Consider the following 12,316-nt stretch of genomic DNA (forward strand, 5'->3'; position numbering starts at 1 on the left):
GACGCTCGGCTGGGAAACCCCAGCCGAGCGCCTGTCTAAACTGCTCGCGGCCTGATCAACCGACCACGTGTTGCAACGACCCCTTGAATTCGCCGGGTACGCGAGGGCCTTTCACCGGTGAGGGACGTCAGTCGCGGGTGACGCGCCCCCGTTGCCGGGCATACCCGACCGCCGCCAGGAACAGCGTCATCGCGCCCGTCGAGTACAGCTGCACCCGCGTGTCCGCCTCCCGGGCCATCAGGACGAAGATCGCGACCATACCGGCCAGCGCCACCCACGTCAGTGCCGGGAACAGCCACATCCGTACGACCAGCCTCTCGGGCGCCTCGCGCTCCACCGTGCGCCGCAGCCGCAGCTGCGACACCGCGATGAAGATCCAGACGACCAGGATCACCGCACCGATCATGTTCAGCAGCCAGGGGAAGACGTCGTCGGGCCGCCAGTAGCTCAGCAGTACGCAGACGAAGCCGAAGACGCAGGAGACCAGCACGGCGACACGCGGAACCCCGCGGGACACCGCGCCCAGCGCCTTCGGGCCCTGACCTCGCTCCACCAGCGAGTAGGCGATGCGCGAGGAGCCGTAGATGTTGGCGTTCATCGCCGAGAGCAGGGCCACCAGGACGACCACGTTCATCAGCTGACCGGCGCCCGGGATACCCAGCTGGTCCAGGGCGGCGACGTACGGGCCCTTCTCGACGACCTCCTTGGAGTCCCACGGGACGAGGGTGACGATGACCGCCATCGAGCCGATGTAGAAGAGCGCGATGCGCCACATCGCCGTACGGACCGCGCGCGCCACGCCCTGGACCGGGTTCTCGGACTCGGCCGCCGCGATCGTCACGGTCTCCAGACCGCCGTACGCGAAGACCGACGCGAGCAGGCCGATGACCAGCCCCTCGCTGCCGTGCGGCAGGAAGTCGCTCAGGTTGGAGGCCCCGGGGGAGTCCGTGCCGGGCAGCACCCCGGCGATGGCCAGCCCGCCGAGGACGAGGAACAGGCTGATCGCGCCGACCTTCAGCGCGGCGAACCAGAACTCGAACTCGCCGAAGTTCTTCACAGCGGCGAGGTTCGCGGTGCAGAAGACCACCATGAACAGGGCCACCCAGGCCCACTCGGGGGTACCGGGCAGCCAGCCGGTGACGATCTTCGCCGCGCCGATGCCCTCCAGGCCGACGGCCGTGCAGAGCAGGACCCAGAACGACCAGCCGGCGGTGAAGCCCGCCCAGGGGCCGATCGCCCGCTCGGCGTGCGCCGAGAAGGAGCCCGACGACGGATACGCGGCCGACATCTCGCCGAGCATCCGCATCACCAGCATGACGAGCAGGCCGGAGACGGCGTACGCGATCACGATCGACGGTCCGGCGGCGGCGATCCCCGCGCCGGAGCCGACGAACAGGCCCGCGCCGATCACCCCGCCGAGGGCGATCATCGAGAGGTGGCGCTGCTTGAGGCCGTGAGAAAGGGAGACGCCCGTGTCGGTCGTGCCGGGCGGGGCGTCGAGGGTGGTGCGGGACATGTGCGGGTGGTCCCTTACGTGCGAGTACGTGCGAGTACGTGCGTGTGGGCAAAAACCCCCACAGTCTGGGCAGCCTCTCCGCTCAGAGGAAGAGGCTGCCCAGTATGCGGACGCGTGTCGTACGCAACGTAAAGGGATGGTCACCTATGGGTCATCCGAGTGTCATGCCACGGACGTGTAGTGCGAGGCGTCGCCCGTGATCGACTGGCTCTCCTTGCCCTCGATTCCGACCGGCACGTCACCGGCGACGGTCACGCGGTGCAGGCGGCGCGGCAGGCCGTCGTAGTTGTCGATGGCGTAGTGCTGGGTGATCCGGTTGTCGAACAGGACGAGCTGGTTCGGCGACCAGCGGTGACGCAGGACGTTCTCCGGGCGGGTGACGTACGACTGGAACAGGTCGAGGATCTTGCGGGACTCGCCCACGGACAGCCCGACGATCCGCTGCGCGAATCCCCCGATGAACAGCCCGCGCTCACCCGTCAGCGGGTGGACCCGGACCACCGGGTGGGCGGTGCGGTAGGTGATGGATGTGAACTGGGCGCGCTGGCGGGCCTCCTCCTCGCCGATGGCCTCGTCCGGCACCGCGTAGTCGTAGTCGTTGGTGTGCTCGGCCCACAGGGTGTCGGCGAGCGCGCGCAGCGGTGCGGGCAGATCGCGGTAGGCGGCGGCCGAGTTGGCGATCAGGGTCTCGCCGCCGTACGGCGGGAGGGTGATGCTGCGCAGGGTGCTGGCCTGCGGCGGGTTGAGGACGAAGGTGACGTCGGTGTGCCAGTGGTTGGCCGCCCGGCCGCGCTCGCTGTCGACGGGCAGCACGTTCGGGGCGCCGTCGACGGCGGGCACGGTGGGATGGGCGGTGGTGAGGTCGCCGAGCTGCCGGGCGAAGTCCTGCTGGCCCTCGTCGTCCAGGTCGACGGCGTCGAAGACCAGCGCCTTGTGCTCGTTGAGGGCGGTGCGCAGGGCGGTGACGGTCTCGTCGTCGAGGGGTTTGGCGATGTCGACGCCGGACACCTGGGCGCCTATGCGTGCGGTGACCTTGCGGATCTCGATCTCGGGCACGGGTGGGTCCTTTCGGTTTCAGACGAGGGCGGCGGTGTACTGGTTGGCGGGACGCGGAAGCCCGTAGCGCTCCCGCAGGGTCTGGCGAGGGCCGTACTCCGTGCGGAGCAGCCCGCGGGCGCGCAGGATCGGCACGACGTGGTCGACGAAGAGTTCGAGGCCGGAGGGCAGGACGGCGGGCATGATGTTGAACCCGTCGGCCGCGCCCTGCCGGAACCACTCCTCGATGGCGTCCGCGACCTGCTCGGGCGTACCGGCGAACGTCAGGTGGCCGCGTCCGCCGCCGAGCCGGCCGATCAGCTCGCGCACGGTGAGCTGATCACGCCGGGCGAGTTCCACGACGAGGGTGTAGCGGCTCTTGGAGCCCTCGACGGCGCTCTCCGGCGGGAGCTCGGCGGGCAGCGGGGCGTCGAGGTCGAGGGTGCCGGGCGTGAGGTGCAGCAGGTGTTCGAGGCGGGCCAGCCCGTGCCGGTACACGATGTGGTCCTCCAGCACCGCCTCATGGCGTCGGGCCTCGGCCTCGGTGGAGCCGATGACCGGGACGATGCCGGGCAGGACCTTGATGTGGTCGGGGTCCCGGTCGGCCGCGCCGGTACGGGACTTGAGGTCGGCGTAGAAGGCCTGCGCGCCCTGGAGTGTCTGCTGTGCGGTGAAGACCGCCTCCGCGTAGCGTGCCGCGAACCGCTTGCCGTCGTCCGAGGAACCCGCCTGCACCAGCAGCGGGTAACCCTGGGGTGTACGGGGCACGTTGAGCGCGCCCTCGACGCTGAAGTACGTCCCCTTGTGGCGCGGTGGATGGATCTTGCGCTCGTCGCCCCACACCCCCGCCGCCTTGTCCGCGACGACCAGGTCGTCCTCCCAGCTGTCCCAGAGCTTGAGCGCCACGTCCAGGAACTCGGCGGCGCGTTCGTAGCGGGTGGCGTGCGCGGGCTCCTCGTCGAGGCCGAAGTTGCGGGCGGCCTCTCTGCCTGCGGTGGTGACGATGTTCCAGCCCGCGCGGCCGCCGCTGATGTGGTCCAGGGAGGCGAATCTGCGGGCCAGGTTGTAGGGGGAGTTGTAGGACGTCGAGGCGGTGGCGATCAGGCCGATGTGCTCGGTGGCCGTCGCCAGCGCGGTGAGCAGGGTGAGCGGTTCGAGCGCGCCGGAGGGGCGCTGGCCGACGCTGTTGAACAGGACCGGGCCGTCGGCGAGGAAGAGCGAGTCGAAGGTGCCGCGCTCGGCGATCCGGGCGAGGCCGACGTAGTGGGACACCTCCACGTGCGCGTGCGCATCGCTCTCGGGCAGCCGCCAGGAGGCCTCGTGGTGGCCGGTGTTCATCAGGAAGGCGTTGAGGTGGAGTCGACGGGTCACGTGTGAACCTCCGTGACACCCAGGGCGGCGAGCAGACGTTCGCGGTACTCGCCGAGCAAGGGGTCGCGATACGAGCGCGGGTGCGGACGGCCGATGGTCAGGTCGAGGCCGATACGGCCCTGGTCGAGTACGAGCACCCGGTCGGCGAGCACGATCGCCTCGTCCACGTCATGGGTGACCAGCAGGACGGAGGGCCGGTGGCGCTCCCACAACTCGCGCAGCAGGGCGTGCATACGGATCCGGGTGAGCGCGTCCAGAGCGCCGAACGGCTCGTCCGCGAGGAGCAGTTCGGGCTCCCGTACCAGCGAACGGGCCAGGGCGGCGCGCTGTGCCTCGCCGCCGGACAACTCGTTGGGCCAGGCCTGTTCGCGGCCCGCCAGGCCCACCTCGGCGAGGGCGGCGCGACCGCGTTCGGCCGCCTCCCTGCCGTCCGTGCCGAGCAGGACGTTGTCGAGGACACGGCGCCAGGGCAGCAGCCGGGAGTCCTGGAACACGACGGACACCCTCTCCGGGGCGGTGAGCTGCCCGCTCCCGGCGACGTTGTGGTCGAGACCGGCGATGGCGCGCAGCAGCGTGCTCTTGCCGGAGCCGCTGTGCCCGAGCAGGGCCGTGAACTGGCCCGCGGGGAGATCGAGATCGATGCCGTCGAGGACCGTACGGCCCTCGAAGGAGCGGGTGAGGCCGCGCAACTGTACGGCCGGTAGGGTCAGTTGCTCAGCGTGCGTCGCCACGACAGCACCCTCCGTTCGATGAGACGAACCGCGCTGTCGGAGACGAGACCGAAGACGCCGTAGATCAGCAGGCCGACGAGGATGACGTCCGTCTGGCCGTAGTTCTGGGCCTGGAACATCATGTAACCGAGGCCGCTGGTGGCGTTGATCTGCTCCAGCACGACCAGGGAGAGCCAGGAGCCGGTCACTCCGAGCCGCAGCCCTACGAAGAATCCGGGCAGCGCGCCGGGGATGACGATCTCCCGGATGAACCGGACCCTCGACAGGCCCTGCACTTCGGCGAGTTCGACGTAGCGGTGGTCGATGCCGGACAGCGCGGCATGCAGGTTGAGGTAGATCGGGATGTAGACGACGATGGCGATGATCGCGATCTTGAAGGTCTCGCCGATGCCCAGCCAGAGAATGAACAACGGGATCAGACCGAGTGTCGGGATGGCCCGGTTGAGCTGCACCGTCCCGTCGATCAGCGCCTCACCGATCCGGCTGAGCCCGGCCGCGAGCGCCAGCGTCACCCCAGCGGTCAGTCCGAGGGTGAAGCCGTACCCGGCCCGCTCCAAAGACGTGAGCACATCCGTGGGAAGTGTCCCCTCGTCCCACAGATGAGCGGCGGTGCGTACGACCGTCCAGGGGGCCGGGATGGCGCCGGGGTCCAACTGCCCGGCGGCGGACGCGACTGCCCAGAGGGCGACGACGAGGGCGGGCCCGACGAGACGCGAGGCGGGCAGCCGCTTGCCGGGAGCGAGGCCGCGACGCCTGGTGCGACGTGGGCGAGGGGTCTTTTCGGTGACTGCCGCGGTCGCGGCGGCGGTGGTGACGGTAGTGGTCATGGCCGTATCAACTCCGGTACTCGGCCGCTACGGCCTTCGCCGCGATGCCCTCGAAACGGCGGTCGAAGAGCGAGTCGACCTTGAACGCCTTCACGAAGCCGCCCTCGGCGAGCAGATCGGCGGTCTCCTGTTCCCAGGTGACCGCCTCGGTCCAACTCGGCGGGAACAGCGGCTTGTTGGCGAGAGCGGTGATCGACCGCGCCTGCGCGAGGGTCAGGTTCTGCGTCTTGACGTAGAACTCCTCGTTCCAGGCGTCGGGGTGCTCGTACGCCCACACCTGGCCCTTCGCCCAGAGCGGGATGTACGCGGCGACCGCCGCCGCCTTCGCGGAGTCGGCCAGCACGGAGGTGGGCGCCCACAGCAGGTTCAGGAGGTCCACCACGTCGGTGGTGATGGCGTGGGCGCCCTGGGACCCGTACTGCTTGAGGTAGGCCGGGGACTGCTGGTTGGCGAGCGGGGCGATGTCCACCTGCCCCGCCTGGAGTGCGGTGAGGAACTGGTTGCTGGTCAGCGGCACCAGCTCGACGTCGTCGTACTTGATCCCGGCCTGCTTCAGGGCGCGCAGCAGGACGACCCCCTGTGCCTGCCCCTGCGAGAACGCCAGCTTCCTGCCCTTGAAGCCCCGTACGTCCTGGATGTCGCTGCCGGGCTTGGTGGCGAAGAGGTAGTTGGGCTTGCGGGTGATGTTGATCGCGACGATCTTCGCGTCGTAGCCCTGGTAGTGCGCCTGGATCGGCGGGATGCCCGCGTTGTTGGCGACGTCCAGGGACTTGGAACGGAAGGCGTTGATGACATCGGGACCGGCGCCGATGTTCGCCCAGTCGGACACGGCGAACGGCAGCTCGGTCAGGCCCGCGAGCTTGAGCTGGAGCTCCTGGGAGCCCTGATACGAGGCGATCTTGAGGCTCGTACCGGAGGGGACCTTGGCGGCCAACGGGGCGGACAGGGCCCCCTCGGACTTGGTGCCGGCGGCGCCGGCTCCCGCACAACCGCTCAGCCCGGCAGCGGCGGCGACGCCGAGCAGGGAGGACAGGAACAGCCGCCGGTCGACACCGGGGGAGGCAGGGGACAGTGGTGGCATGGGAAAACTCCGGGGTTCCAAGTGGCGGAATGCGCGCGGAATTCCGGGCAGGGCGAAGCCGGAGAGAGGAGGGCGCGCATGAGAAGGCACACGCCGATGGCGCGGCAGGAAGAATCCGGGTGAGCGTCAGAACTTCAGAACGTCAGAGCGTCGGTACTGCAGAACTTCAGAGCTTCAGAGCTTCAGTACGTCAGAGCTTCAGTACGTCAGTGCGTCAACGCGTCAGCAACAAAGCGTGCGCGCGACCCGCATCAGGTCGACGACACGGCACTTGGTGAGCGGAACCTGCACCCGCGAGCTGCTCATGAAGACGATGCTCCTGGCCTCGTACCACACCTGTCAACATTCAGACTTTCTGAATTAATTCGCCCCCGGTGGAGGCCCCAACGCGCAGCCCAACGGATCCCGGTACAACACGTCGAGAGCCACCGATCCGCCCGCCACGGCCAGCACCGAGTCCGGGAAGCTCGTCGGCACGACCGCCGCCCGTTCCGGCCCCACCGCCTCCCGCAGCGCGTCGAGGCAGTCCTCCCGGTGCATGACACCGACCTCGGTGACGACGACGGTGTCCGGATTGAGCACGTCGAGCAGCAGCCGCGCCGCCCGCCCGACCATCCGCGCCCGCTCCACCAGCAGCCGTACGGCGCGGGGGTCGCCGTCGGCCGCGGCGGCGACCACGTGCATCGGATTCACGCCGGCGATGACGCCCTTCTCCCGCGCCCGCCGGCACAGCGTCAGCTCGCTCAGCTCGACCTGCAGGCACCCCGTCCGGCCGCAGCCGCACCGCTCCGTCCCGCCCTCCAACGGCAGATGAGAGATCGCCCCGGCCTGCGACCGGGGACCGTAGTGCACCTGGTCGTGGGTGGCGAAGGCGGCGTCCACCACATTGCCGACGAAAAGGTGCAGCACACTCCGGCTGCCCCGGGCCCGCCCGAACAGCCGCTCCCCGTTGACCAACGCCCGCGCGTGCCCGTCCACATGGACCGGCAGGCCCGTGAGCGCCCCCATCGACTCCCGCACATCCACATCACGCCACCCCAGCAACGCGTGCTCCACAACGGTCCCGGAGTCCCGGTCCACCCAGCCCCCGGCCGCGAATCCGACGCCCAGCGAGGCAGGGGCGCCGGCCTCCGCCAGCAGCACGCCCAGCTCGTCGGCGGCCCGCGCGAGCACCCGGCCCGGCTCGACGCCGCCGTCGTGGTCGAGCCGCCGCTCGGCGACCACCCGGCCGCGCAGATCGAGCAACGCGACGGTGGTGTACGGCACCGCCACATGGACTCCGCCGACCACGAAGCGGGAGTTGTCCAGGTCGACCGGTACGTGGGGGCGCCCGACTCCGTTCGAGCGCCGGGGAGCGGCAGCTTCCCGGATCAGACCGAGTTCCGCGAACCGGGCGCAGTAGTCGGTGACCGACGCCGGGGAGAGCCCGGTCAGCCGGGCGAGGGTGCTGCGGGCGACCGGCCCGTGCTCCAGCACGGACCGCAGGATGACGCTGGCGCTGGTCCGGCGCCGGTCACTGTCCGCGGCGCGTCGGAACGGGGGTGGAGAGGGCGGGGAGGGTGCCAAAGAACGGGACATGGGGAACTTCCTCAAGGAACTGGTCCGACACTGCGCCGATTCGTTTCGTCTCGTCTCGGCGAGCCGGATCCGTTCCGCCCGCCTCAGCTGGGGCGACAGGTGGCCGTGCCCTGGCGTCGCAGGTCGACATAGCGACGCGACGCGAAGTTCTCGGCCTGGGGAACCATGGTTCGAAGGGTAGGGCCTGCCCGGCGGATCCGACCAGGGCCGGTGCCAGGTGGGGCCGATTTGGCGGGACCCTACAGTCGCCACCCACCCGCCTCCGTGGACAAGACGACCTCACCTCAGTGACCAGCATCACGCCCCCGCAGGTGTACACCGCACTCTTTGTCAGAGATCCACCAACCCCCCGATCCCCGCTTTGTCGAGCGCTGATGGTGATCCCCGCAAGCCCCCTGGGATAGCGTCACCGTGTCCCGAACCACAGCCACCCGCCGGAGTCCCCATGAGCACCGCTGCCGCCACGTCCCGCACAGGCATCCGCCCCGGCGAGGTCCTCGCCGACCTGCTGCCGGCGTCCCGCGTCAGGGACGCCGCCCTCGTGCTCGGCGGCGCCGCGCTCACCGGCCTCGCCGCCCAGATCGCGCTGCCCGTGCCGGGCTCCCCGGTACCGGTGACCGGCCAGACCTTCGCCGCCCTCCTCGTGGGCACGGCGCTGGGCGCGGGCCGCGGTTTCCTGTCGCTCCTCGTGTACGCGCTGGTCGGCATGGCAGGCATGCCGTGGTTCGCCGAAGGCGGCTCCGGCGCCGCGGCCCCCTCCCTCGGCTATGTCCTCGGCATGCTGTTCGCCTCCGCCGCGGTGGGCGCGCTCGCCCGCCGCGGCGCCGACCGCTCGATGCTGCGCATGGCGGGCACGATGCTGCTGGGCGAGGCGATCATCTACGCGGTCGGCCTCCCGTACCTCGCCGCCTCCACCAGCATGTCGTTCAGCGCGACGATCGCTGCGGGCCTCACCCCGTTTCTGATCGGCGACGCCCTCAAGGCGGCGCTGGCGATGGGTGTGCTGCCCGCGGCCTGGAAGTTCCTCAACCGGTGATGTCGTAGCTCCTGCGGAAAGGTTCCTGCTGAAGGTTCCTGCGGAAAAGCGGGCCGGGATGCCACACAGGGCATCCCGGCCCGCTTTGTCTGTGAGCGAGCTCAGGACTGCTGCTGTTGCCGGGGGCGTCGCCGAGCCCACCACAGGCCCGCCGCCCCCGCAGAGATGAGCGCCGCCCCCGCCGCACCGAGCGGTAGGACGTCATTCTCGACGCCGGTCTCGGGCAACTGGTCGCCGCCGGGTGTCACCGGGTTGTTCTCGGTGTCGAGGAGCAGTGGGGTGGTGGGGGCGTTCGGCGACGGGTTCGCCGCACCGAACGGCACCGGTCCCTGCTGCCAGAACGTCTTCTTCCCGTCGCTGTCCTGGACCGGCAGGCAGATCTTTCCGGTCTTGCTCAGGTCGAAGGTCGCGTCGACGGCGTACGACTTCGACTTTCCGGCCGCGAGATTACCGACATCGCAAATGAAACCGCTGTTCGACCCCTCGGGCAGATCCGCTTCGGCCATGGCGGTGCAGCCCTTGACGCTCTTGACCTGGAGGCCGTCGAAACCGACCACCAAAAGCCGGATCTTGTCGCTTTCCTTGGTCCCCTCATTCTTTACGGTGGCGGTAATCGCCGTCTTTTGCGAGCTGTTGTCGACCGTGATCTTCTCGGGCAGTTCCGTGGTCAGCTTGACGCCAGCCGGCGCCTCGTCGACCACCTTTCCCCCTTTGCTGCTTCCCGGCCCCTGGTCGTCCGCGACGGCGGTGTAGGAAAGGATCATCACGGCCGAGAAAGATGCCGCGAGCAGCGATCCCGCGATGGTCGTCGTGTGACGAGAACTCATGTTCGTCCCCCTTGGCTGCGCCTGAATTCGCAGTACTCGAAGAGGTACCACAAGATTTCTCCACACTATGCTGGTACGGCATGAAGTGTGACCATTATGTTGCTGCTGTGGCGGGCGATTGTGGCGGGTGTTGAGGGGGTGCAGGGGATTGACGGGGAATACGCGTGGTGGCGTTCCGGGATTATTGGTGTCGGGTCGATATCGATTGGCCGAGAGTATTGGGCAGGGGGGAATGGGGCGGGTGTGGCGAGCGACCGACGAAATGCTCGACCGGTTGGTCGCCGTCAAGGAAATGCGGATCGACGGACTCGATCCGGAGGACACCCGCACCCGCCGGGAACGCACGCTGCGTGAAGCCAGGGCCACGGCCCGGATCGACCATCCCAACGTGGTGCGTATCTACGACGTCGTGGACGAGGGCGAGCGGCTGTGGATCGTCATGGAGCTGGTCGCAGGCCGTTCCCTCGAACAGATGGTGGTGGAGGACGGTCCGCTCGACCCGCCCGCCGTGGCCCGGATCGGGCTCGAACTGGTGGCGGCTCTGAGCCAGGTGCACGCCGGGGGAGTGCTGCACCGGGACATCAAGCCGGGCAACGTCCTGGTCGAGCGGCGCGGTCGGCGGGTCGTCCTCACCGACTTCGGTATCGCCGCGCTCCAGGACGCGGAGGCGCTCACCATGGTCGGGATGCTGGTCGGCTCACCCGACTACATGGCGCCAGAGCGCGTCTCCGGCCGCCCGCAGGGTCCGCCGTCCGACGTGTGGTCCCTCGGCGCGACGCTCTGCGCGGCCCTCGGCGGACGCTCCCCGTTCTCCCGCGCGACCACCTTGGCGACGCTGCACGCCGTGCTGTACGAGGAGCCGGAACTTCCCTCCTCCGCAGGTGACTTGCGGGACCTCCTGGCCGCCCTCCTGGACAAGGAACCGTCGACTCGGCCCGGCCTGGACGAACTGGGGACGGCGTTGCGGCCGATCGCGTTCCCGGAGGGAGAGAGCGAGCCCGCCCCGCCCCGACAGACGCCACAAGCACCACAAGCACCACAAGCACCAGAGGCGCCCGAGCCAACGGAACCCGTGCCGCCCGTACCCCCGGCCCATGAGGAGTCGCGCACCCCCGTGCTCCTGGAAGCGGAGCTCGTACGCGCGGCACAGAGCCCCCCGTCGCAGCCGCAGCCGGAGCCGGAGCCGGAGCCGGAGCCGGAGCGCGAGCCCGGGTCTGAGCCCGATCCCGATCCCGAGGCCGATCCCGATCCCGAGGCCGAGCCCGAGCACGACGCGATACCGGCGCAACGCACTCAGACGCAGAAGAGCACACCCGACCCCAGGCAGGCCGCACCCGAGCCCTTGCCCACCGCAGCCGCCGAACCCCCCGCCCCCGAAGCCCTCACCGGAACCGAGCCCCCCAAGCCGCCCAACCCCCCCAACGCATTCACAGAGGCCCCCTCCGAGGCGCACTCGCAGGTCCGCTCGGAAGCCCCCTCCTCACCCCCCATCCCCTCCCCAACGCCTTCCTCGCCCGCGTCCCTCGCGACATACCCGACAGTCCCCGGCTCCGCAGCGATGCCGCCGGGTGAATTCCCCGGCCCCGCCGTGCCGTCAGGCCCGCGGCGGAGTCGGCGCAGGATGGGGCTCGCCGCCGCCGGTGGTGTGGTGGTCGCGGGCGCCGCCGTCTGGCTCGTCGTCGCGATGACCGACGGGTCCTCCCGCGACCCGAACGGCGCGTCCCCGTCCGCCTCCTCATCCTCGTCGGTGTCGACGGTCTCCTCCCCGTCACCCACCGTCGAGGGCACGTCCCGGCCGCCGAGCCTGCCCCCGGGCGCCCGCAAGGAGGCCGGGCTGTACGCATGGGTCCCGCCCAAGGGCTGGCAGCGGGTGGCGCAGAGCGGTTCCGAGGTGCACTACACCTCGCCCGACCGCGCGCAGGAGATCGTGGCCAACGCGAGGCCTGCCCGGGGCGACCTGCTGGCACAGTGGCAGCAGGCGGAGGCGGACACCAGCAAGGGGCTGAACTACCAGCGGATTCGCCTGGAGCGCACCACGTTCCGTAACGCTCCCGCGGTCGCCTGGGAGTACTCCGTCACCGCCAAGGGGCGCCTCTGGCACGTCCGGCTGCTCGGCTTCCGCTCGGGCAGCACGTCCTACGAGATCAGCACCTGGTACCACCCGGACATCGAGGCCGCCGCCATTCGCGTCTACGACGAGGTCAAGAAGAGCTTCACGCCCCTGTGAGCCGCACGCACACACAGAGAAACACGCACACACAAAGAAAAAGGAAGGGGAGGGGGTCCGGGACAGTGCGACCGCACTGTCCCGATA

10 protein-coding genes are annotated in these 12,316 nt (G+C 69.8%); 2 read left to right on the plus strand and 8 right to left on the minus strand.

All coding sequences use genetic code 11. The features are described from left to right. Positions 1-127 precede the first annotated feature (127 nt). From AB0D57_RS45570 to AB0D57_RS45600, 7 genes are all read right to left on the minus strand, one after another. Complete coding sequence (locus AB0D57_RS45570; RefSeq protein WP_362088358.1) at positions 128-1,516, minus strand: amino acid permease; 1,389 nt, start codon at positions 1,514-1,516, stop codon at positions 128-130. A gap of 162 nt (positions 1,517-1,678) precedes the next feature. Continuing rightward, positions 1,679-2,572 (minus strand): TauD/TfdA family dioxygenase, encoded by an 894-nt coding sequence (locus AB0D57_RS45575; RefSeq protein ID WP_362088361.1) that lies wholly within the window; start codon positions 2,570-2,572, stop codon positions 1,679-1,681. An 18-nt stretch (positions 2,573-2,590) separates the two neighbouring features. Next, positions 2,591-3,922: an LLM class flavin-dependent oxidoreductase gene (locus AB0D57_RS45580; RefSeq protein WP_362088363.1), complete on the minus strand. Its 1,332-nt coding sequence runs from the start codon at positions 3,920-3,922 to the stop codon at positions 2,591-2,593. Then, on the minus strand, positions 3,919-4,653 hold the full coding sequence (locus AB0D57_RS45585; protein ID WP_362088365.1) for an ABC transporter ATP-binding protein: 735 nt from the start codon (positions 4,651-4,653) through the stop codon (positions 3,919-3,921). The genes AB0D57_RS45580 and AB0D57_RS45585 overlap by 4 nt, the downstream gene beginning before the upstream one ends. Beyond that, a complete protein-coding gene (locus AB0D57_RS45590; RefSeq protein WP_362088367.1) occupies positions 4,629-5,480 on the minus strand; it encodes an ABC transporter permease in 852 nt (283 codons plus the stop codon). Before AB0D57_RS45590 ends, AB0D57_RS45585 begins: the two co-directional genes overlap by 25 nt. 7 nt (positions 5,481-5,487) lie before the next feature. Beyond that, complete coding sequence (locus AB0D57_RS45595) at positions 5,488-6,561, minus strand: ABC transporter substrate-binding protein (RefSeq protein WP_362088369.1); 1,074 nt, start codon at positions 6,559-6,561, stop codon at positions 5,488-5,490. Positions 6,562-6,921: 360 nt separating this feature from the next. Continuing rightward, entirely contained in the window at positions 6,922-8,139 is a 1,218-nt protein-coding gene (locus AB0D57_RS45600; RefSeq protein WP_362088372.1) for an ROK family protein, read from the minus strand. A gap of 445 nt (positions 8,140-8,584) precedes the next feature. Between AB0D57_RS45600 and AB0D57_RS45605 the strand changes: the two genes are divergently transcribed. Further along, entirely contained in the window at positions 8,585-9,175 is a 591-nt protein-coding gene (locus tag AB0D57_RS45605; protein WP_362088374.1) for a biotin transporter BioY, read from the plus strand. 101 nt (positions 9,176-9,276) lie between these two features. On the opposite strand, the gene AB0D57_RS45610 is transcribed toward AB0D57_RS45605, so the two are convergent. Further along, the gene (locus tag AB0D57_RS45610; RefSeq protein WP_362088376.1) at positions 9,277-10,002 is read right to left on the minus strand and encodes an LPXTG cell wall anchor domain-containing protein; all 726 of its coding nucleotides are present in this window, start codon (positions 10,000-10,002) and stop codon (positions 9,277-9,279) included. Positions 10,003-10,186: 184 nt separating this feature from the next. Between AB0D57_RS45610 and AB0D57_RS45615 the strand changes: the two genes are divergently transcribed. After that, positions 10,187-12,229 carry a serine/threonine-protein kinase gene (locus AB0D57_RS45615; RefSeq protein WP_362088378.1) on the plus strand — a complete coding sequence of 681 codons (2,043 nt, stop codon included), beginning with the start codon at positions 10,187-10,189 and terminating at the stop codon, positions 12,227-12,229. Positions 12,230-12,316 lie beyond the last annotated feature (87 nt).

The organism is Streptomyces sp. NPDC048275, from assembly GCF_040652275.1.
In the GTDB taxonomy this organism is placed as follows: Bacteria; Actinomycetota; Actinomycetes; order Streptomycetales; family Streptomycetaceae; genus Streptomyces.

Coding starts and splice junctions, on each gene's coding strand:
- AB0D57_RS45570 (WP_362088358.1), bottom strand. CDS start 1,516: ATGTCCCGCACCACCCTCGACGCCCCGCCCGGCACGACCGACACGGGC.
- AB0D57_RS45610 (WP_362088376.1), bottom strand. CDS start 10,002: ATGAGTTCTCGTCACACGACGACCATCGCGGGATCGCTGCTCGCGGCA.
- AB0D57_RS45590 (WP_362088367.1), bottom strand. CDS start 5,480: ATGACCACTACCGTCACCACCGCCGCCGCGACCGCGGCAGTCACCGAA.
- AB0D57_RS45600 (WP_362088372.1), bottom strand. CDS start 8,139: ATGTCCCGTTCTTTGGCACCCTCCCCGCCCTCTCCACCCCCGTTCCGA.
- AB0D57_RS45595 (WP_362088369.1), bottom strand. CDS start 6,561: ATGCCACCACTGTCCCCTGCCTCCCCCGGTGTCGACCGGCGGCTGTTC.
- AB0D57_RS45605 (WP_362088374.1), top strand. CDS start 8,585: ATGAGCACCGCTGCCGCCACGTCCCGCACAGGCATCCGCCCCGGCGAG.